The organism is Lentilactobacillus laojiaonis (assembly GCF_020616595.1).
Classification (GTDB): Bacteria; Bacillota; Bacilli; order Lactobacillales; family Lactobacillaceae; genus Lentilactobacillus; species Lentilactobacillus laojiaonis.
In genome coordinates, this window is record NZ_CP085278.1 from 772,456 (window position 1) to 793,492 (window position 21,037).

20 protein-coding genes and 2 other annotated features are annotated in these 21,037 nt (G+C 31.7%); of the genes, 5 read left to right on the forward strand and 15 right to left on the reverse strand.

Annotated elements, in window-relative coordinates:
• Positions 1–48 precede the first annotated feature (48 nt).
• The 13 genes from LHL71_RS04030 to LHL71_RS04090 form a co-directional block, all read right to left on the reverse strand.
• On the reverse strand, positions 49–879 hold the full coding sequence (locus tag LHL71_RS04030; protein WP_227360542.1) for an amino acid ABC transporter substrate-binding protein: 831 nt from the start codon (positions 877–879) through the stop codon (positions 49–51).
• A 12-nt stretch (positions 880–891) separates the two neighbouring features.
• Positions 892–1,527: an amino acid ABC transporter ATP-binding protein gene (locus LHL71_RS04035; RefSeq protein WP_227360543.1), complete on the reverse strand. Its 636-nt coding sequence runs from the start codon at positions 1,525–1,527 to the stop codon at positions 892–894.
• An 18-nt stretch (positions 1,528–1,545) separates the two neighbouring features.
• Positions 1,546–2,190, reverse strand: a complete 645-nt coding sequence (locus LHL71_RS04040) for an amino acid ABC transporter permease (protein WP_227360544.1) — start codon at positions 2,188–2,190, stop codon at positions 1,546–1,548.
• A 147-nt stretch (positions 2,191–2,337) separates the two neighbouring features.
• Positions 2,338–2,562 (reverse strand) — a binding site (T-box leader).
• Between the two features lie 51 nt (positions 2,563–2,613).
• Positions 2,614–3,420 carry a septum site-determining protein MinD gene (gene minD / locus LHL71_RS04045; RefSeq protein ID WP_227360545.1) on the reverse strand — a complete coding sequence of 269 codons (807 nt, stop codon included), beginning with the start codon at positions 3,418–3,420 and terminating at the stop codon, positions 2,614–2,616.
• The gene (locus LHL71_RS04050) at positions 3,413–4,099 is read right to left on the reverse strand and encodes a septum site-determining protein MinC (protein ID WP_227360546.1); all 687 of its coding nucleotides are present in this window, start codon (positions 4,097–4,099) and stop codon (positions 3,413–3,415) included. The genes minD and LHL71_RS04050 overlap by 8 nt, the downstream gene beginning before the upstream one ends.
• Before the next feature lie 23 nt (positions 4,100–4,122).
• Positions 4,123–4,641: a rod shape-determining protein MreD gene (mreD, locus tag LHL71_RS04055; protein WP_227360547.1), complete on the reverse strand. Its 519-nt coding sequence runs from the start codon at positions 4,639–4,641 to the stop codon at positions 4,123–4,125.
• Positions 4,642–5,505, reverse strand: a complete 864-nt coding sequence (gene mreC, locus LHL71_RS04060; RefSeq protein ID WP_227360548.1) for a rod shape-determining protein MreC — start codon at positions 5,503–5,505, stop codon at positions 4,642–4,644.
• Positions 5,506–5,565: 60 nt separating this feature from the next.
• A complete protein-coding gene (locus LHL71_RS04065) occupies positions 5,566–6,582 on the reverse strand; it encodes a rod shape-determining protein (protein WP_227360549.1) in 1,017 nt (338 codons plus the stop codon).
• 98 nt (positions 6,583–6,680) lie between these two features.
• Entirely contained in the window at positions 6,681–7,997 is a 1,317-nt protein-coding gene (locus tag LHL71_RS04070; RefSeq protein ID WP_227360550.1) for a bifunctional folylpolyglutamate synthase/dihydrofolate synthase, read from the reverse strand.
• Between the two features lie 53 nt (positions 7,998–8,050).
• Positions 8,051–10,717, reverse strand: coding sequence for a valine--tRNA ligase (locus LHL71_RS04075; protein WP_227360551.1), 2,667 nt, complete (start codon positions 10,715–10,717; stop codon positions 8,051–8,053).
• Between the two features lie 50 nt (positions 10,718–10,767).
• Positions 10,768–10,979, reverse strand: a binding site (T-box leader).
• A gap of 54 nt (positions 10,980–11,033) precedes the next feature.
• A complete protein-coding gene (thiI, locus tag LHL71_RS04080; RefSeq protein WP_227360552.1) occupies positions 11,034–12,254 on the reverse strand; it encodes a tRNA uracil 4-sulfurtransferase ThiI in 1,221 nt (406 codons plus the stop codon).
• Between the two features lie 9 nt (positions 12,255–12,263).
• Entirely contained in the window at positions 12,264–13,409 is a 1,146-nt protein-coding gene (locus LHL71_RS04085; protein ID WP_227360553.1) for a cysteine desulfurase family protein, read from the reverse strand.
• 97 nt (positions 13,410–13,506) lie between these two features.
• A complete protein-coding gene (locus tag LHL71_RS04090; protein WP_227360554.1) occupies positions 13,507–15,246 on the reverse strand; it encodes a septation ring formation regulator EzrA in 1,740 nt (579 codons plus the stop codon).
• Between the two features lie 362 nt (positions 15,247–15,608).
• On the opposite strand from LHL71_RS04090, the gene rpsD reads away from it, so the two are divergent.
• The 5 genes from rpsD to LHL71_RS04115 all read left to right on the forward strand — a co-directional run bounded on the left by rpsD (position 15,609) and on the right by LHL71_RS04115 (position 18,839).
• On the forward strand, positions 15,609–16,217 hold the full coding sequence (gene rpsD / locus LHL71_RS04095) for a 30S ribosomal protein S4 (protein WP_227360555.1): 609 nt from the start codon (positions 15,609–15,611) through the stop codon (positions 16,215–16,217).
• A 103-nt stretch (positions 16,218–16,320) separates the two neighbouring features.
• Positions 16,321–16,704 carry a YueI family protein gene (locus LHL71_RS04100; RefSeq protein ID WP_227360556.1) on the forward strand — a complete coding sequence of 128 codons (384 nt, stop codon included), beginning with the start codon at positions 16,321–16,323 and terminating at the stop codon, positions 16,702–16,704.
• 11 nt (positions 16,705–16,715) lie between these two features.
• The gene (locus LHL71_RS04105; RefSeq protein WP_227360557.1) at positions 16,716–17,996 is read left to right on the forward strand and encodes a replication-associated recombination protein A; all 1,281 of its coding nucleotides are present in this window, start codon (positions 16,716–16,718) and stop codon (positions 17,994–17,996) included.
• Between the two features lie 11 nt (positions 17,997–18,007).
• A complete protein-coding gene (locus LHL71_RS04110) occupies positions 18,008–18,292 on the forward strand; it encodes a hypothetical protein (RefSeq protein WP_227360558.1) in 285 nt (94 codons plus the stop codon).
• A 64-nt stretch (positions 18,293–18,356) separates the two neighbouring features.
• Positions 18,357–18,839 (forward strand): universal stress protein, encoded by a 483-nt coding sequence (locus LHL71_RS04115; protein ID WP_227360559.1) that lies wholly within the window; start codon positions 18,357–18,359, stop codon positions 18,837–18,839.
• Between the two features lie 30 nt (positions 18,840–18,869).
• Here the strand turns inward: LHL71_RS04115 and LHL71_RS04120 are convergent, their stop codons facing one another.
• Positions 18,870–19,745 carry a helix-turn-helix transcriptional regulator gene (locus tag LHL71_RS04120; protein ID WP_227360560.1) on the reverse strand — a complete coding sequence of 292 codons (876 nt, stop codon included), beginning with the start codon at positions 19,743–19,745 and terminating at the stop codon, positions 18,870–18,872.
• A gap of 116 nt (positions 19,746–19,861) precedes the next feature.
• Positions 19,862–20,989, reverse strand: a complete 1,128-nt coding sequence (locus LHL71_RS04125) for a D-alanine--D-alanine ligase family protein (RefSeq protein ID WP_227360561.1) — start codon at positions 20,987–20,989, stop codon at positions 19,862–19,864.
• Positions 20,990–21,037: the final 48 nt, after the last annotated feature.

A 21,037-nucleotide genomic window follows, 5' to 3' on the forward strand; every position in this document is an offset into this window, starting at 1 on the left:
TAGAATAAATAAATTAAAACTACAATATAAAAATGACTAAACTTACGTTTAGTCATTTTTTTGTCCCAACCATTTACGATTGATTTTGGCTAATTCTCCATTTTTCGCTAATTTATTAATGCCAAAATCAATTTTATTTTTTAATTTAGTATCATTTTTCTTCATACCGACCCCATAAAATTCACTCGGATAATTAACTGGCGTCACATTATATTTAATATATTTTGCTTGCATTTTATTAATATAGTAATTGGCATACACTTGATCAATTAGCAGTCCTTGAATTCGGTTAGCATTTAGATCAATAAATGCATCTGTAAAAGTGTCATACATAATAGGATTATTATCTTTTATATATTTTTTTAAAACTTTTGGATGCTTGTCTAGGTCCATAGACCCCGCTGAGCCAGTTTGAACTCCTAAAACTCGATTATTCATTTTTTGTGGATTGGTAATTTTTTGATCAGTTTTACTTACCAAAACTTGTCCATTTTTTAAATATGGTTTACTAAATAGCATTGATTTTTCTCTTTGTTCATTAATTGTAAAGCCATTCCAAATTAGGTCAATCGTTCCATTATTTAATTCAGTAGTATTCATTGACCAGTCAATTGGTTGAAATTCAACAGTAACTCCATACTGTTGAAATACGGCTCGTGCTAAGTCCACATCATAACCAACGATTTTTCCACTTTTCGTTTGAAAATCCATTGGCACAAATGAATCATCAATACCAATAACTACTTTTTTATTTTTCATTATTTTAGACCATGTGTTTGGATCCTGTTTTAAATCTTTACGATCTTTAATCCGACATCCACTTAAAGTTAATGTAAAAATCAGAATTACTAAAGTTACTAAATTTAATTTTTTCATCATAAAATCACCTATTTATTTGATTGGTGTCACTTTTAATATCTCATCTGCGACATTTTCAGCAAATTCCATATCATGAGTGATCACAATTTGCGTTACTGCATCTTTTTTTAGATTTAAAATTAATTTAGCAACTTCTTTTCTTAAATCTGGATCCAAGGCAGAAGTTGGCTCATCGTAACATAATATTTTGGGATTCATCGCTAAAGCCCTAACGATCGCAACTCGTTGTTGTTGGCCTCCAGACAATTGATACGGATAAAGATTTTCTTTACCACTTAAATCTAATTGATCCAGCATCTTTTGTGCTTCATCTTTGGCAAGTTTAGTTGCCACTCCTTTAACTTTTACAGGAGCTAAAATAATATTTTCCATAACCGTTAAATTAGGAAATAACTGATAATTTTGAAAAACTGCACCGACAATTGAATTTTTGGGATCTGAATTAGTGGGATCAAATTGATGACCATTCCAAAAAAATTCTCCTGAGTCAACATTTTCTAGTCCTATAATGCATCTTAGCAAGGTAGTTTTTCCAGCTCCAGACGGTCCAACAATTGCTAAAATTTGGCCAGTTGGAATTTTAATTGATAAAGAATTAATAATTGTTTTATTACCAAATTTTTTGGTTAAATTTTTAATTTCTAGCATCCTACTTCTCCTTTAGCTTTAACGCCAAACATTGGTTCTTTTTTCAATAGCCTTTAAAATATAGGTTGTTATGGCCGTTAATATTAGGTAAATTATTCCAACTAAAATTAATGGTAGTAAAGTAACATCTCTAGCCGTAGCCACATTACCAGCTCTAAGTAAATCACCAATTCCGATAACATAAACTAATGATGAATCTTTAATTAAATTAATTGTTTCATTACCAACTGATGGTAAAACAATTTTAAATACTTGAGGAGCTAATACATATCTTAAAGTTTGCCATTTACTCAATCGTAATAATTTGGCACTTTCAATCTGTCCCTTAGGAATAGATTGAAATCCACCTCTAAATATCTCACTAAAATAAGCAGCATAATTCAATATAAATGCTATCAATGCTGCATTGTATCTGGAAAAAACAATTCCTAATAAAGGAAGACCATAAAATATAAATATTAATTGTAAAAGCAACGGGGTTCCGCGCATAATCAAAATATAAGTATTTAGTAGCCATTTAATAGGCTTAAATTTGCTAGTTAAGGTTACTCCTAATAAAATCCCCAATGGAATTGCAATAATTAGTGTTATAGCAAAGATCGATAAAGTTACTTTAGTCCCTCCTAATAAGGCGGGTAAAATTTGTTGAATATAATTAAGCATTTTTTCCTCCATAAAAAAATCCCCTTAAGTTCTTCAATGAACTTAAGAGGACGATTTGGTCGCGGTTCCACCTCAATTTGTAATTAACTTCGCAATTAATTACCTCAAAAAGTTTAGAAATAAAAAAGTCCTCTTAAGCCAATAGCTTAAGAGGACGATTTTATCGTGGTTCCACCTCAAATTCAACTGTATCACTACAGTCCTTATGAGTTTATTTCTAAACTTCAACAATAACGTGTTTAACGATTTTCCCTACTAAATTCATTCAGGAAAATGACTCATAGACGTGAAAGGTTATCATTAATTATCTCATTCCACCAGTCGAGACTCTCTTAAATTAATTAATAACCTAGTTCTACTCAATGTCGTTCTAATATTAAATTAATATTAACTATATTAAATCAATCTTAATTGAACGTCAAGTTAGTCTTTTTTAAACCAACTAGAAACTCGTTTCCAAAATGACTTATGGATTTCCTGTTCAATTTTCATTAAAGGTACTGATTCGCCTTCTAATCTTCTTGCCACGTCACGATATCCTTGACCAGCTGGATTATCAGGATCTAAAACAATCGGTTCTCCATGGTTAGAAGTAGATATTACAGCGTCATCATCAAAAATAATTCCTAATAATTCTACTCCTAAGTGATGCGTAATTTCATCAACATCCATCATAGAACCATCTTGCATCATGTGTCTTCTAATTCGATTAATGATTAAATGAGGCTCTTCTTGAAGTGGATTTCTTTCAAGTAAACCAACTACTCGATCAGCATCTCTAACCGCAGAAATTTCTGGAGTAGTAACAATAATCGCACTATCAGCACCGACAATTGCATTCATAAAACCTTGTTCAATACCGGCTGGACAATCTATAAATATATAATCAAAATTGGGTTTTAAATCATTAACGATCTTTAAAACTTGATCTTCATTTAATGCACTCTTATCAGTATTTTGTGCGGCTGGTAATAAATAGAGTTTATCATCAAAACGTTTATCTTTAACTAGCGCTTGTGATAATTTAGCTCGATCATTAGCCACATCAACGATATCATACATAATTCTATTATCTAGTCCTAAAACAACATCTAGATTTCTTAAACCAATATCCAAATCCATTAAACAAACTTTTTTACCCATCATTGCTAAGGCAGTGCCTAGATTGGCAGTAGTTGTGGTTTTACCAACTCCACCTTTTCCCGATGTAACTACATATGCTTTACCCATTGATTACTCCTCCAACCATATTGAAGAATTTTGGATTAATACGTTTTAAATCTTCAATTTTTCCATAATCTATAACATGGAGATCATTAACATAAACTACTGATTCTCTAGTTAGGTTATTTTCAGAAACATCGTCTAATATTTCAAATTGTTCCCCAATTCGAACCTGTTGTGCGTTATGTAAATCACCAATAATTAATTTTGTTTCTATATTCGGATAGCCCGCTTGGACAATTCCATGTACATTTCCCATAACATATAAATTACCACTTACAAAAAGTTTACCACCTTGATGAACCGTTCCTAAAAATATTACATCGCCTTCAAGATGAACGTCTTGACCATTACGAATTATACGATCAACTACATGAACATTTTCTTGTTGTCGAATTTTTTCAGCTCGTTCATTAGAAATAACTTCTGACAACACTTTATGAATTGAAAAATATTCATAATTAGAAAAAATTTCCTCTAATTTTTTTCGATCTTCTGAAGTTAATAGTCGATTACCAGTTAAAACATCAAACTTAATCGCTTTTGGAGAAACAGAAGCCGTTTGAGTTTTGAGCTTATCAAGTAATTTTGATAATGAACTAAAGATTTCATTCATACTAGCACGTTCATCTAAAACCAATTCATATCCATCATTGGTACCTTTTAAAACAGCAGCATCTTGCATCGATTTAATCCCCTTTAAAATTCCTATCTAAAACGATTATATAGCCCAGAAATAGGAAAATATAGTATTAATAATAATATTAAATTGAGAGCTAATGTTGGTGCTAAGGTGTTTACTAAGAAGTTGCTAAAGGTAACCTGGGTTTGACCAATCATTGACATTACAACATAACTTAGTCCGGCAACAAATGCTACATCAATAAAATAAATTAAAAAACTACTAAAAAAGCTTGGAGTTAAAATTTGATATAACAATCTTGTTAACATAATCGTTAATGGAAATATGAATACAAAAATTCCCAATATACCAGTGTAGTATAGATCAAAAATAAACCCAATAACTATTGCCCATAAAACATAATTAATTTTAGTAGTTGAAAACATAAATCCCAAAACCAACCATAAAACTGTTAGATATGGAACCATTGCATACGGAAAATGATATAAAGATGATGCAAACATTTGACTAATTGAACCATCTAGAAAAAAAGATATAAATAAGCCAATAAAAAAAACTTTTTTTTCTGATCCACTGCGTTGCAATTAATCACCTTCTTTACCATTTTTAACAGCTACCGAAACTGCTTCTAAATCATTTAGATTAGCTGCAGGAGTGATATATATTTTCTTAGCTAAACCGTAGTCATCTTTAGCAACCTTGCTAACTTTTCCAACATAGATTCCCTTAGGTAAAATACCGCCCAGTCCACTGGTTGAAACTTTGTCGCCTTTTTTAATTTTTGACTTAGAAGTTATATTTCCCATAACAATTTGGTTAGTATTTGCTTCATAAGCATTAATTATTCCGTTAGTAACTCCGCCTGCGCTGTTAATTATTTGTACCGCAAAACGATTAGAGTCTGATGAAATATTCGAAATTAAAACCACTTTACTGTTAGTTTTATTAACTTCTGAAACCGTACCAATTAAACCTTTATCAGCAGTTACTGGCATGTTCTTTTTAACACCACTAGTTTGCCCCTTGTTGATAATAATTTGACTTGACCAAGATGAAGGAGTTCTAGTAATAACTGCTGCGTTGATTTTACTATATCCCGTTAAAGTACTACCGATCTTTAGTTGGCGTTTTAGTTGTTGATTTTCATTTTCTAAAGATTGTTCTCTAACTTGGGTTTGGGCCAGCTCATCTACACGAGATTTTAGATATTCATTTTCTTCATAGGTATTTAGCAAATTTTTTATTGAAGAAAAGCCACCACTGATACCATTTACAGGTACAGAAACGACACGATTAGCAAAACCTACTACGTCATTTCCAAATTGTTGGACTACTGGTGGAGTATTTCGCTTATTTCTAACAGAAACTGATAATGTTATTAACCCAAAACTAATAATTAAACAAACAATAAAAATTACTAATTTTCGGTTGGAGAAAAATTTTTGCATAATTGCCTCCACTTATTATTCGTTAATAAATAAACGGGGATCTATTAAATCCCCGAATAATTATTGTTTTTTCTTAATTATATCAATACTCTTTAATGATTCACCAGTACCAACTGCCACACAGTCTAAGGGATCTTTAGCAATTGAAACTGGAACTTGAGTTGCGTCAGCAATAACATCAGCTAAATTACGCAATAATGCACCACCACCAGTTAAAACAATACCATGATCAATTACATCAGCAGCAATCTCTGGTGATGTTTCTTCTAGGGTTTCTTTAATAGTTGAAATGATTTCTTGAATTCCTTCACCGATTGCAGTATTAATATCAACTGCGGTTACGTCAACTGATTTTGGTAAACCAGTTACCAAGTCACGACCTCGAACTGGTACTGAATTAATTGATTCAGCCACTTCAGGTGAAGCAGTTCCAATATCCCATTTCAATTGTTCGGCTGTTCTTTCACCAATTAAAAGATTATATTTTTGGCGTACATATTGATAAATAAACTCATTTAATTTATCACCAGCAATTCTTACTGAACGGCTAGAAACAATACCACCAAGTGAAATAGTAGCAACATCAGTAGTACCCCCACCTATATCAACTACCATGCTACCAGTGGGATCCATTACTGGTAAACCAGCACCAATTGCTGCAGCAAATGGTTCTTCAATCACATAAGCATCCCTTGCACCGGCAACTTTTGTGGCATCAATTACAGCACGTTTTTCAACAGCTGTGATTCCAGTTGGAACACATACCATAACATATGGTTTACCTGATGAATGACCCAGAGCTTTTCCAATGAAGTATTTCAACATAGCTACTGTAGTATCATAATCAGCAATTACCCCATCTTTCATTGGTCGAACAATTTCAATACTACTTGGTGTTCTACCAATCATATCGCGAGCCTCTTCACCAACAGCAATGATTTCACCATTTTTAGTAGATTTTGAGACTACGGATGGTTCACGAAGTACAATTCCTTTTCCGTCAACGTAAACAATGGTGTTGGCTGTACCAAGGTCAATACCAATGTTTTTAGTTCCTAATCCAAACAAGTTATTCATCCCTTCACTTTAACTATGTATTTTAGTTAGTTTTATCGTATATTTAATACTTCAAGTATATCATATCAAATTAATAAATAATTCATATTAAATTAATATTATCTATAATTAAATTTTTCCTTAATATAATTTCTAACATCAGAAATAAAATATAAAGAACCAGTAATTATTAAACTATCTTCCTTGTCCATTATTCCAAATATTTGATTAATTGCAACCTTCCAGTTATCAATTACTTTTAAATTTATAAAATTCTTATGGTGTTTAATCAAACCAACATCAAATATTTCACGATTAGTTGGCTGTTTAAACCTAGTTAAAATTATTTGGGCATCATTGATATTGCTAAGCGTCGATAACATTGTTTCGGCTTCTTTATCGGCCAAAATGGCAACAATAATATATAGCTTACCAGTTCTAAAATCCGAATTATTGGTAATAAATTCAGAAATCTCCTTGATTGCTGGTTCATTATGTGCTCCATCAATAAAGACGTTGGGATTTTTAGATAATAATTCAAATCTTCCCATCCAGGTAGTATGTTCAATGCCTTTTAAAATATCTGAAGTATTAACTTTTTGCTTAAATTGCTCCATTAATATTAAATAAGCTTCAATAGCTACCCCAGCATTTTCAGCTTGATACTTTCCAATTAACGTACTTTCTAAATCTTTAATCGTTAAATTAGAATTTTTAAAATCAAACTTAATTTTCCAATTATTCATGTTATGGTAATTAACTTTAAAATCTCGATTTAAATAATGCATGGGACTATTTAGTAATGTTGCTTGCTGACTAATCACTTTTAAAGGATCTTTCGCTACATTTCCTACCACTATCGGAACATTTTCTTTGATGATTCCCGCCTTTTGGAATGCGATTTTCTCTAAGGTGTCCCCTAAAATAGCCATGTGGTCAAAGCCAATTGTCGTAATTATCGAGAGTAATGGATTGATGACATTAGTTGAATCATATTTTCCACCAATTCCTACCTCTACTAACACAATATCTACCGGATGATTTTTGAAATAAACCAGCATCATGGCTGTAATCATTTCAAATTCTGTCGGGCCATTTTGATTTTCATCCATTTTAAGAACTACTGGATAAACTATTTTAAAAACTTTCAATAATTCGTCATTAGTTATGGGGATTCCATTTACACTAATCCGTTCATTGAATGAAATCATAAATGGCGAAGTAAAACTTCCAACCGTTTTACCGCTAATTTGTAATAAGTTCCTTAGATATGCCAAAGTGGATCCTTTACCATTAGTACCGGCAATGTGAACGGTTGGTAAATTATTTTGCGGATTTTCTAAATTTGATAATAATTCCCGCATTCGATCTAAAGTTGGTTTCTTTTTTAATCTTGGTCGGCTATGAATAAAATTAATCGCTTCAAAATAATTCATATATTTCCTCCAATATAAAAGTCTCTAACCATTATAGATTAGAGACTTCCATTTTAGCTATTTAATTGGTTCTTAATTTCAACTAAACGTTCTTGAGCAGCTTTTAATTTGTTTTGATAATCAGCTTGTTTTTCTTTTTCTTCATTAACAACTGATTCTGGAGCATTACTTACAAATTTTTCATTAGATAGTTTTTTATTAGTGCGTTCTACTTCAGATTCAAACTTCTTAATCTCTTTTTCTAAACGACTAACTTCTTCATCTAAACTAATCAATTCTTCTAACGGAATAAATACAGTAGCATCAGTAATAACTGCAGACATTGATAAGTTAGGAATATCTAAATCATTACCAATTTCTAAATTCTTAGCATGCAAGAAGCGATCGATATATTCTTTATTTTCCTCAAAAATTGCTTTCAAATCAACATTATCAGTCTTAATTAAAATATCGACAGCAGATGACAATGGTGCATTAGCTTCTGAACGAATATTACGAACTGCTTTAATTAAGTCAATTAAGGATGCCATATTAGCTTCTGCTTTAGGATTATTAAATTCATCATTAACTTCTGGATATTTAGCAGTTACTAACGAATTACCATCATGTGGCATAGTTTGCCAAATATTTTCAGTTACAAATGGCATAATTGGATGTAATAATCTTAGTGTTTGGTCTAATACATAAGCCAAAATATTTTGAGTATTAGAACGTAATTGATCATCATCACTACTTAAAGCTTCTTTACTCATTTCAATGTACCAATCACAGAAATCATTCCAAATGAATTCATAGAGAGCACGACCAGCTTCACCAAAATTGTATTTATCAAATTCACGAGTGACATGTCCGATAACTTCATTTAAGCGACTCATAATCCATTGATCTGCCAATTGCCATTCACTTTGGTCCGGCAATTTAGGGGTGTCAATATCATTTAAATTCATAATTACATATCGACTGGCATTCCAGATTTTATTAATAAAGTTCCATGCTGAATCCATCTTGTCATATGAGAATCTCAAATCTTGACCAGGAGTAGTTCCATTAGATAAGAACCAACGCAAAGCATCTGAACCGTATTTATCAATAACATCCATCGGATCAATTCCATTACCTAATGACTTAGACATTTTACGTCCTTGTTCGTCACGAATTAGACCATGTAATAAAACATCTTTAAATGGACGTTCGTTAGTAAATTCTAAACTTTGGAAGATCATTCTAGATACCCAGAAGAATAAGATATCATATCCCGTAACTAACGTATTAGTTGGGAAATAACGTTTATAATCTTCAGCTTCTTCATTAGGCCAACCCATTGTTGAAAATGGCCATAATCCAGATGAGAACCAAGTATCTAACACATCATTATCTTGTTCCCAATTTTCAATATCTTTAGGGGCTTCTGCTCCAACGTAAATTTCGCCAGTTTCTTTATGATACCAAGCAGGAATTCGATGTCCCCACCATAATTGTCTAGAAATAACCCAATCATGTACATTATCCATCCAATGAGTAAAGGTGTTTTCAAATCGTTCAGGAACAAAATTTACTCGATCATCAGTTTTTTGGTTATTTAATGCCATTTCTGCTAAAGGTTTCATTTTAACAAACCATTGTGTTGATAAACGGGATTCAACCTGTACCCCAGTTCGTTCAGAATGTCCAACTGAATGTACAATTGGATCAATTTTTAGCATTAAGCCCAATTCTTCTAAATCATTAACAATTGCTTTTCTAGCTTCAAAACGATCCATACCATTATATTTACCAGCATTTTCATTCATAGTGGCATCTTCATTCATTGTATTAATTCGTTCTAAGTTATGACGATTACCCACTAAGAAATCGTTAGGATCATGAGCAGGAGTAATTTTAACCATTCCAGTACCAAATTCTGGATCCACATATTGATCAGCAATAATAGGAACCTTACGATTAACTAACGGTACAATGACTTCTTTTCCAACTAGATCTTTATATCTTTCGTCACTGGGACTAACCGCAATCGCTACATCCCCCATCATAGTTTCAGGTCTAGTAGTAGCAATTTCAATATAGTCTTTTCCGTTGTAAGTTACACCGTCAGCTAATGGATATTTAACGTGATAAAAGGCTCCCTTATCATCTTCATGAATTACTTCAATATCTGACAAGGCTGTTCTAGCTTGTGGATCCCAATTGATAATGTATTCTCCACGGTAAATTAAGCCCTTATTATATAGATCAACAAAGACCTTAGTTACAGCTTCTGATAAGCCTTCATCTAACGTAAATCTTTCACGATCATAGTCTAATGAAAGTCCTAATTTTGCCCATTGTTTATGAATAGTATCTGCAAAACTATCTTTCCATTCCCAAACTTGATCAATAAATTTATCTCTTCCTAGATCGTATCGACTAATTCCTTCTTCGCGTAACTTAGCCTCAACTTTTGCTTGGGTTGCTATACCGGCGTGGTCCATTCCTGGTAACCATAAGGTATCAAAACCTTGCATACGTTTTTGACGAATGATCATATCTTGAAGAGTAGTATCCCAAGCGTGACCTAAATGCAATTTACCAGTAACATTGGGTGGTGGTAAAACAATCGAAAATGGTTTTGCTTTCTTATCACCACTAGGTTTAAATACTCCTTCTTCTAGCCAAGTTTGATATTGGCCTTCCTCAACTTCGCTAGGATTGTACTTTTTAGACATTTCTTTATTAGATGCCATACAATTACTCCTTTAATATTTTTTTAAAATAAAAAGCACTTCTCCTAATAAAATAGGACGAAGTGCTTCGCGGTACCACCTAAATTGGAATAAATTATTATTCCCACTTGAATCAAAAATAACGGCTTGATCTCCGTCTAATTAATAAATTAGAAATGAAACTCGCAAGCTTACTTTCAAATTAAACTGTTAAAAGTCTCACAGCAATCAACTTTTTTTCTGAAAACATATTTAATTTTACTTACCTGGTCTTAATTTCGTATTAACGTTAATTATGGTATCTAATTATCCGCTTACTGTCAATTAAATCTAGAAACTAAAGTAATTCAGCAAAAATTTCTTCGTTTTCATTCATGTAATCTTCATTTGCATGAATAGTTGTAATTTGGATATTATCAATTGCTTCTCTTGCTAAACTTTCTACATCAATATTTTTTTCAAATTGACGAGTTTTTTCAAGATTTGGCTTAGTTTTAGGAGCTGGTGGTGTAAAAATAGTACAACAATCTTCAAATGGTAATATTGAAAGATCATAAGTACCAATTTTTTCAGCAATTTTAATAATTTCTGTTTTATCCATTGATAATAATGGTCGTAAAACTGGCATCGTTGTAACATCGTTAATTGCTCGCATACTTTCCAATGTTTGTGATGCTACTTGGCCTAAAGCCTCTCCGTTGAAAATACCATTTCTGCCAGATTCTTCAGTGATCATTGAAGCAATCTTTAACATCATTCTTCTTTGTACCGTCATTAAATAACCTTCAGGAACTTTTTCTTTAATTTCTTCCTGAATCTTAGTGAACGGTACTTGGATAAATCTAATATTACCCGAAAATTGTGCTAATACAGAGGTTAGTTGCTTAGCTTTAGCCAAAGCTTGTTCACTAGTATAAGGTGGGCTATAGAAATGAATCATATCTAATTTAACACCACGTCGCATTCCCATATAAGCAGCTACAGGTGAATCAATTCCTCCAGAAAGCATCATAGTAGCTCGGCCACCAGTTCCAACTGGAAAGCCCCCAGCTCCCTTAATAGTTTCTGAAGATAGGTAGATTCCATTTGATCGAATTTCAACTCGTAATTCAATATCTGGATTTTTAACATCCACTTTAATTCCTGGAATTGCTTCTAAAACAGCATCTCCGATTAAATTATTAACTTCAAAGGTTTTAAATTCGAATTCTTTATCCTGTCTTTTAGTAGTGATTTTAAAGGTCTTACCAGTTACATACTGATCTAAAATCATTTTAACTGCCATTTGTTGCATATCTTCGACATTTTTTTCTACTCTAACTGATGGAGAAAGATTTTCAATGCCAAAAACACCTTGTAAAATATTTATAACTTTATCATCATCTTGACCGCCATTTAGTCTAACATGCATGCGATCACGGTTAACGATAATTTTTAATCCATCAATGCCATAAAGTGCTTGACGAACGTTATCTCCCAAGCGATTAATAAAATCTTTGCGATTTTTACCCTTGGTTGATAATTCACCATAACGAACCATAATTTCGGTATACTTCATAAAATCTCCTTAACTTAATCTATCAAATTCTTGATACAAATTATCAAACGCTTCAATAAATTTATCAGCTTCTTGCATAGTATTTTCTTCACCTAATGAAATTCGAATTGCACTGGTTGAAATACTATCAGGAACTTGCATAGCCTTCAACGTACTAGAAGCCATCTTTTTCTTAGAAGAGCAAGCACTAGTTGTTGAAATATATATGTCATACTCTTCAAAGGCATGCACGATGGTTTCACCACGAACCCCTTGAATTGCAAAACATAAAATATGCGGCGCAAATTTTTCATTATCTTTTGAAAAAATAACTACTTTATCAAATTGTTTAACATGATCAATAATTTTATTTTTAATATTTCGTTCATTCAAACTAGTTTGATTTTCTTGTTCTAAAACCATTCTTAAAGCTTTAGCCATTGCAGCAATTGCTGGAACATTTTCGGTTCCACTACGCTGATTTTTTTCTTGACCTCCACCTGTCAATAGCGGAGCTAGCTTTCTACCTCGCTTCGCATATATAAATCCGGTTCCTCTAGGAGCGTGAAATTTGTGTCCTGAAAAAGTTGCAAAATCAACTCGTTCATTAAAAATTTGACTCCAAATGTTTTTTGCAATTCCTTGAACTGCATCAACATGAAACTGAATTTTAGGATATGCTTTTAAAACTTCAGCGATTTCATTAATTGGTTGAATGGTTCCAATTTCGTTATTAACAGCCATAATTGACACTAAAATAGTATCGGGTCTTAGAGCTGCTTTTAAATCTTCGATTTGTACTTGCCCATTTTCATCAACTGGTAAGTAGGTAATTTCAAAACCTAACTTTTCCAATTGTTCCATAGAGTTTCTAACTGCCGGATGTTCAACTTCCGATGTTATTAAATGCTTCCCATATGCACTTTTTTCAATTGCAGTTCCCTTGATAACCCAATTATCACCCTCAGTGCCTCCACTGGTAAAATAAATCTCATCAGGATTAACAGCCAGTAAATTAGCAATTTGCTTTCTTGACTGTTCTAACAACTGAAAAGATTTATCACCGAATTTATGAAGACTTGAAGGATTTCCCCATACATTTTCACTAACCTTGGCATAAGTATCAATAACTTCTGGCCAAGCCTTAGTTGTGGCACTATTATCGAAATAAATCATTATATACCCTCTTACAAATTAATTGGTTCGACTCCAATAATTTATATAAAAATAAATAATACACCAATTTCATAAAAATAAAAAGGCTGATTAAAATTTAATCAGCCTTTTTATTAATTTCTTCTAATTTATTAGGATTATTTTTTTTAGCAAAATACTCATTTTCTATTTTTTGAAATGAGCCACTTTGTTCATTTTCAAGAGCTGTCGCAATTACAGTTAAACTCTTTGAATATTCAAATTTTTTATCAAAATATTCTTTAGCCTTTATTCGAGCAGTTGCAATGGTTTCACTAGAATGAACAAATCGGTTTGAAAATTGCAATGCCTGTTCGGCTAAAATTGCATTGTCAGTTAATTTATCCGTATACTCATTTAAATTATCCATGTCTGATTGAATAATGATTAGCTGCTTTGAAATTTCGTCAATATTAATTTTAGGTAAATTCATAGCAGTATCTAATTTAGTAATCTCTTTAATTACTCCATTAAATTGTTCAGTATAATCATTAGGCATGCCAGGTAAGTTAAGACTATCCAAATGTCGTTTGCAATTTCTCATTTCTAAATCAAATTCTTTTAATGCTTGAGTGGCATTTTGCTCTTTAGATGGTAATTCAATTAATGAATTATAAAGTTCATCTTGAGTATCTTTAATTTGTTTTAGAGTTTTGATGGTCTTAGATTGTTGTTCATCAATTAATGAATAAATTGCATCGCCATCTTTCATAGCACCTTTATCGTCATTAACAGTCTTAGCAATATTTTTAATTTGTTCTGTAATTTGACGATTATTTTCCGTTTCAGAATGATCTAAAACGTAGTTAGAATTCATTTTGGTTAAGGTTCTAGTCAAACTAACATTTTGCTTTCTAATAAATTCAAGATATTCATCAATTTTTTTAGTATTTTTTTCAACTCGTTTTTGTGCCGAATATTCTTTTTCAATTCGTGCATACATCTCATCTACAATTGTAGCAATTTTGGTATTAATACTTTGACTAGTTTCTAAATCCAATTGTGAGAGTGCTTCATAACTTTGGTTAATTAATTCATTTAAATTGTTAATTCTTCCATTAAAGTTATCATCTTTAAAGTTGATCTTTTGATTTACACTAAAATTATATCCTTTTTTGAGTTCATCGATTTGAACTGGAAAAACATTTTTTAATTTATCATAGGCTGAAGGAATATTTTTCATATCATTTTTGATATCAATAATTTCGTTATTTAGTGTTCCTAAAACTTTTTCTGCTTTATCGTGGTCCCCATTTTCAGTTAAGGTTGAAAATTCTAAGAAAGTTTTATTAGCTTCATCCATTTTTAATTGAATCGCATCAAAGCTCGGTAAAATTTCTTCTTTGTGCTCAGAGATTTCTGACTTAAGATTTTCATACTCTATCTCTAAATCTTTAACTAACAAATGATGCTGCTTATTCAATTCATGTAGTTGTGCAAGATTAGCTTGAATCTCTTTAATACTTAAATCAGCGTCTTCCATCATATTATGTACTAAGTTTAAGTCTCGTCTAGTCTTAATAAAGTTAATTCCTTTACCATCTTCGTTGACTAATTTAATTCCTTCTTCAATATCTGGAAAGGTTACACCTCTTAGATTTTCATATTCAGATAATAGATTATCATATTTTTGCTTAGATTCACCAGTTAGTCTAAGATCGTTGGCAAGCTTAAATTCATCGTTTAAAGGAATGCTTCCTAATTCGTGTTTACTTTCATAAAGTTTATTTGCTTGTTTGACTGTATACTTTTGCCAAAAAATTATGCATAAATATACAATTCCAGCAATTGCTATAATTCCTAAAAAAACATTTAACATCAATAGTCCCATCCCTCACAAAATGTTTAAATAAATTATTTATTCGATATGTATAACAATTTGAATTATATCATAGTAAGTAAGTCATACCAGTTAATTTATTAAAACTCAACAAACAATTATCAAAATTTAAAAATTACATAACAATCAATTGCCATTGACAAAGCTACATAATATTTATAAAATACAATTTGTGTAAAATAATGTAGCAGTATGCGGTAAGCTCGTCAACATATGATTGCCTCAATGGTTCTATTAGTAACTTAACGGCTGCTTAAGTGAAAATAGCAAAGTTATATGCACGAATACTAAGCATGCACTTGGATTATTTTACTCCAAAAAACAATTGGAGGAATCATTTTATGTCAAGATATACAGGTCCAAGTTGGAGACTTTCACGTCGTTTAGGAATTTCACTTTCAGGTACTGGTAAAGAACTTGCTCGTCGTCCTTATGCTCCTGGTGATCATGGTCAAGGTCGTCGTCAAAAATTATCAGAATACGGTGTACAACTTCGTGAAAAACAAAAACTACGTTTCATGTATGGTTTAAGCGAACGCCAATTTGCAAATACTTTTACTCGCGCAGGTAAAATTCGCGAAGGTAAACATGGTGACAACTTCATGGTTTTACTTGAACAACGTTTAGATAACATGGTTTACCGTTTAGGTTTAGCTACTACTCGTCGTCAAGCAAGACAATTAGTTAACCATGGACACATTACCGTTGACGGTAAACGTGTTGATATTCCATCATACGAAGTTAAAGTTGGTCAAGTAATTAGTGTCCGTGACAAATCAAAAAATCTACAAGTAATCAAAGATGCTGTTGAAGCAGTTGTTGGTCGTCCACAATATGTTACTTTCGATGCTGATAAGCTAGAAGGTTCACTTGTTCGCCTACCTCAACGTGATGAACTTGATGCAGATATTGATAACTCACTTATCGTTGAATACTACAACAAACTTTAATTTATTTGAAAAGCATTTTGCAATTGCAAAATGCTTTTTTTATACTTAAAAATCTTAGATAATGTAATTAAAATATTAATATTTAATTACGGAGGAATTTAATATGGATAACAATAACGATTTACAACAACGCATTGATCATTCAATCTCAAACAACAACATGATTAATCCTGATGAACAAAGAAAATATCTAGGTACTTTTAGAGAAAGAATAATTACGGCAATTAACGTTGCCGACTTACAATCTAAAAAATATATTGATAAATTTGAAGATATTTTAAAATCAAATAATACCGGACAAATCATTTTAAATGGCAACTTAAGCCACTCTTTTTTATCTCCATACATTAAATTAGCTACTAAATATAATGTAAAATTTATAATTAAGACCGACAAATTATTTGGAATTAGAGATAATAATTATGGCTTGGTTTACGCAAGCAATACCGCCATTAATCAAAATGATATTGATATTGAAAATCAATAGAGGAGGTTTTTATGGCCAAAAATGAACCCCTAGCTTTTCGTATGCGACCAACTAATTTATCAGAAGTGGTTGGTCAACAAGATTTAGTGGGTAATGGAAAAATTATTGACCGAATGGTTAAGGCTCATATGTTATCATCAATGATCTTATATGGACCCCCTGGCACGGGTAAAACTAGTATTGCTAGTGCAATTGCTGGCTCGACCAAATTTGCATTTAGAATATTAAATGCGGCTACTGATAGTAAAAAAGATCTTCAGATCGTTGCTGAAGAAGCTAAATTAAGTGGTACAGTAGTTTTGCTCTTAGATGAAATTCATCGGTTAGACAAAACTAAACAAGATTTTTTACTTCCGCTTTTGGAAAATGGATCAATCATCTTAATTGGAGCTACTACTGAGAATCCATACATTAACATTAGTCCCGCAATTCGTAGTCGTACAGATATTTTTCAAGTCTATCCATTGGATGCTGATGACATTAAATCAGCCATTCAGCGTTCTTTAAATGATAAAACCAAAGGATTAGGTAACTATCCAGTCGAAATCACTCCCGAAGCACTTAATTTTTTATCTCACGCTACTAATGGTGATTTACGATCAGCACTTAATGGTCTAGAACTCGCTGTTAAATCCACGCCGGAAGTTGATGGTCAAATTAAGATTACTTTATCCATCATTGAAGAATGTATTCAACGGAAAGCTTTAACTCAGGATAAAGATGGTGATGCTCACTATAATGTAATTTCTGCATTACAGAAATCAATTCGAGGATCTGATACAGATGCTGCCCTCCACTATGCTGCTCGTTTGATTGAATCTGGTGACTTAAATTCGTTAATTAGACGTTTAATTGTGATTGCATATGAAGATATCGGCTTAGCAAATCCTAATATTTGCCAGCGAACTATGGCTGCGGTTGACGCCGCTAAACAAGTCGGCTTACCGGAAGCCAGAATTCCATTAGCTGATATTATTATCGAGTTATGCCTAAGCCCAAAATCTAATTCAGGAATTACCGCCATAGATAAAGCCCTAAGTGACATAAAAAAAGGCAGCTACGGTGATATTCCTAACTACCTTAAAGATGCTCACTATAGTGGTGCTAAGCAACTAGGGCACGGGATTGATTATAAATACCCACATGATTTTCCTAACGACTGGGTTAAACAATTATATCTACCTAGTAAACTAAAAAATGTTAGCTATTATCAGCCTAAAGAAAATAGTAGCTATGAAAAAGCCCTTAAAGAACGTTATAATAATCTTAAAAACTTACAAAATAAATCTTAATGGAGAAAAGCATGTTAGTTAATATTTTAATAATTATTGCAATAATAATTAATTTATTTGTGGGTGGATATCTCATCAACCACCGTAACAAGCCCTTTTTTAATTTAGATCCAACCAAATCAGATAGATTAGCTAAAATCTTAAAAATTAGTGGCAGCATTCTATTATTTATCGGAATTATTGGTATTGCTTCATTAATTATTCAAAGTATCATTTTTATTGCAGTTTATTTATTAGTTTCTACAGTTGCACTTACTTCGATACAATATTTATTGACGACCATGATATTTAAATAATTAATATTTGATTTTTAATTTAGTTATATTACAATTAGAATAAATAACTTTAGGGGTGAGGTATATGTTACAACAATATCATCAAATATTAGTAGCTGTTGATGGTTCTTATGAATCTGAATTAGCTTTTAAAAAAGCTGTTTCAATTGCACTTAGGAATCAGGCATCACTACACCTAGTACATGTAATAGATACTAGATCTTTCCAAAATATCTCTAGTTTTGATACTTCCATGGTTGAACAAGTAACCAAAACTGCTAAAGAAACTCTTGATAAGTATCTTCAAGAAGCTAAAGAGGCTGGATTAGATAGTGTTAATTATTCAATTGAATATGGATCACCTAAAACCATTATTTCTAAAGACATGCCAACTGATCTAAAAATCGATTTAATTATTATCGGTGCTACTGGTTTAAATGCTGTAGAACGTATTTTAATCGGTTCAGTTACTGAATACGTTACTCGTAGTGCTGCTTGTGATGTCTTGGTAGTTAGAACTGATCTAAACAACAATTATATTAAAAACAATAACAATAATGATAAATAAAAAGGTCCTCATTAAGAGGGCCTTTTTTATTTACAGATCTTTTATTTTATTTAAAAACTCTAGCAAGCGTTCATTATCAAAGACTTGATCGTAACTATGTAAATTCCCCATACAAAGTGAAAATAATTCATTGCCGTAACTCAATTCATATTTACCCATAACCTTTAAAGCTTGGGCTTTTAATTTTAAAAGCTCATCTAATTTATACATATATTTTTTACTAACAAGAGCTTTAATGATCTTATCAATTATTTTCAAAGCCTTTTGTGGCTTATCTATTTCAAGATAATATTTTGATATGGAGAAGTAAATTATTGCTGCAATTTCTAGTTCTCGATTTGAATTAACGTCATATTGCTTAATAATATCTACTGCATCATTAACATATTTTAATGAGCGACTATCTGCTTTAGAAGTATACCCAGATTTTTTATAACACCAACCTAATCCCAGAGTGGCAATAGCTCGATATAAATCCATCCCTATATAATCACCAGATTGTTGTAAAGCGCTATTTAAATAGTATAGTGCCTCATCATAATTTTTATTTAATAAGAAGACTACCCCACCATAACTATAATAACGAACTTTAGAAACCTCATCTTCCAATCTGTGCTCTTGGATGTGTTTAAATTCAATTTGAGCAGCATTATAATCGTGATTTCTTATTTCCGTTTCAATTTTAACAAACATCTTATCAGCATACTTATTAGCTAGAATAACATCACGTAAATCTAAATTTAATCGATAACAAATTTCACTAATTAATTTAAAGCTGGAACAAATATTTTGATTTTCAATGACACTGATCGTAGCTTGCGTACAAATGCCTTTAGCAAGTTCCTTTTGTGAAATATTCTTCTTTGTTCTAGCCTGATAAATTGCCTTACCTGATATAGTATTCATTTATTACCTTCCTTATATTTCGATTCATTGTTAATAATATAACTAGCCTATCATAAACTATATTAATTAAGATTTCAATACCCAAAATAAAAAGACCGCTAAAAGCGGCCTTTTTATTATAGTTCTTGGTCTTTAGGATCTAAAGATTTAAAGTCATGTAAAATATTTGATTGGTGATCATATTCACTAATAGCTAATTGAATTAAACGATCAATTAATTCGGTATAAGGAATACCAGTGGCTTCCCAAAGTTGTGGATATAGACTAATGTTAGTAAATCCAGGTAAGGTATTAACTTCACCAACATATGGAACCCCTTCTTTAGATACTAAGAAGTCAATTCTTGATAGTCCTTTTAATCCTAAAGTTTTGAAGGTATCTAATCCCATCTTAGTAATTTCATCAGCTAATGATTCAGGAATATCAACAGGGATATCAAATTCTACCTTACTAGCATCAACAAACTTGTTGTCATAAGTGTAGAAAGCATCTTCAGCAGGTACTTTGATTGATCCAACGTGTGAGGCAATTGGATGTTCATTACCTAAAATTGAAATTTCTAATTCTTCAGGACCATTAATAGCTTCTTCAACTAATACTTTATCATCATATCTAAAGGCATCTTTTAATGCTTCATCAAATTCTTCTTTGTTTTCAACTTTATGAATTCCAACTGAAGATCCTTGGTTAGCTGGCTTTACAAAAAGAATTGAACTTAATTCTTTAGATAATTGATCATAACTGAAAGCTTCAGCAGTCTGAGGAGTTAATAATTCATAACGAGTATTACGAATTCCTGCCAAAGTTAACATACGTTTTGTAGTATCCTTGTCAAATGACATAGCTGATCCTAACACAGCACTGCCAATAAATGGTTTATTTAATAGGCGTAATAAACCTTGAATAGTTCCATCTTCACCTAAGTTACCGTGAATAATTGGGAAAAAGACATCAATATTCTTAGTTTTTGATAAGTTAGCAATTGGAGCTAATGGATCGTTCATATCTAACTTAGGTAATTCTTCTTTCACAACATCATCTTCAGCTTCACCTTCAAAGATGCGCTTTGAAGCTTCATTATCTAAGAAGATACCATTCTTAGTCATTAAAAATAGACTAACATCATATCTACTTTTATCCATAGCATCATAAATATTATGTGCAGAACGTTTTGAAACATCGTGTTCTGATGAGTCTCCACCAAACAATAAAGCTACATGTAATTTTTCATTATTTTTATCCATGATTTTTTCATCCCATTCGTATATATTCAGAAACTTAAGTATACCATT

Bases quoted from the DNA above. Each gene is read 5' to 3' on its own strand.
- LHL71_RS04090 (WP_227360554.1), bottom strand. From the start codon at position 15,246: ATGTTAAATGTTTTTTTAGGAATTATAGCAATTGCTGGAATTGTATAT.
- LHL71_RS04070 (WP_227360550.1), bottom strand. From the start codon at position 7,997: ATGAATTATTTTGAAGCGATTAATTTTATTCATAGCCGACCAAGATTA.
- LHL71_RS04050 (WP_227360546.1), bottom strand. From the start codon at position 4,099: ATGCAAGATGCTGCTGTTTTAAAAGGTACCAATGATGGATATGAATTG.
- LHL71_RS04115 (WP_227360559.1), top strand. From the start codon at position 18,357: ATGTTACAACAATATCATCAAATATTAGTAGCTGTTGATGGTTCTTAT.
- LHL71_RS04110 (WP_227360558.1), top strand. From the start codon at position 18,008: ATGTTAGTTAATATTTTAATAATTATTGCAATAATAATTAATTTATTT.
- LHL71_RS04125 (WP_227360561.1), bottom strand. From the start codon at position 20,989: ATGGATAAAAATAATGAAAAATTACATGTAGCTTTATTGTTTGGTGGA.
- LHL71_RS04040 (WP_227360544.1), bottom strand. From the start codon at position 2,190: ATGCTTAATTATATTCAACAAATTTTACCCGCCTTATTAGGAGGGACT.
- rpsD (WP_227360555.1), top strand. From the start codon at position 15,609: ATGTCAAGATATACAGGTCCAAGTTGGAGACTTTCACGTCGTTTAGGA.
- LHL71_RS04120 (WP_227360560.1), bottom strand. From the start codon at position 19,745: ATGAATACTATATCAGGTAAGGCAATTTATCAGGCTAGAACAAAGAAG.
- LHL71_RS04065 (WP_227360549.1), bottom strand. From the start codon at position 6,582: ATGAATAACTTGTTTGGATTAGGAACTAAAAACATTGGTATTGACCTT.
- LHL71_RS04075 (WP_227360551.1), bottom strand. From the start codon at position 10,717: ATGGCATCTAATAAAGAAATGTCTAAAAAGTACAATCCTAGCGAAGTT.
- LHL71_RS04030 (WP_227360542.1), bottom strand. From the start codon at position 879: ATGATGAAAAAATTAAATTTAGTAACTTTAGTAATTCTGATTTTTACA.
- LHL71_RS04035 (WP_227360543.1), bottom strand. From the start codon at position 1,527: ATGCTAGAAATTAAAAATTTAACCAAAAAATTTGGTAATAAAACAATT.
- minD (WP_227360545.1), bottom strand. From the start codon at position 3,420: ATGGGTAAAGCATATGTAGTTACATCGGGAAAAGGTGGAGTTGGTAAA.
- LHL71_RS04100 (WP_227360556.1), top strand. From the start codon at position 16,321: ATGGATAACAATAACGATTTACAACAACGCATTGATCATTCAATCTCA.
- thiI (WP_227360552.1), bottom strand. From the start codon at position 12,254: ATGAAGTATACCGAAATTATGGTTCGTTATGGTGAATTATCAACCAAG.
- LHL71_RS04105 (WP_227360557.1), top strand. From the start codon at position 16,716: ATGGCCAAAAATGAACCCCTAGCTTTTCGTATGCGACCAACTAATTTA.
- mreC (WP_227360548.1), bottom strand. From the start codon at position 5,505: ATGCAAAAATTTTTCTCCAACCGAAAATTAGTAATTTTTATTGTTTGT.
- LHL71_RS04085 (WP_227360553.1), bottom strand. From the start codon at position 13,409: ATGATTTATTTCGATAATAGTGCCACAACTAAGGCTTGGCCAGAAGTT.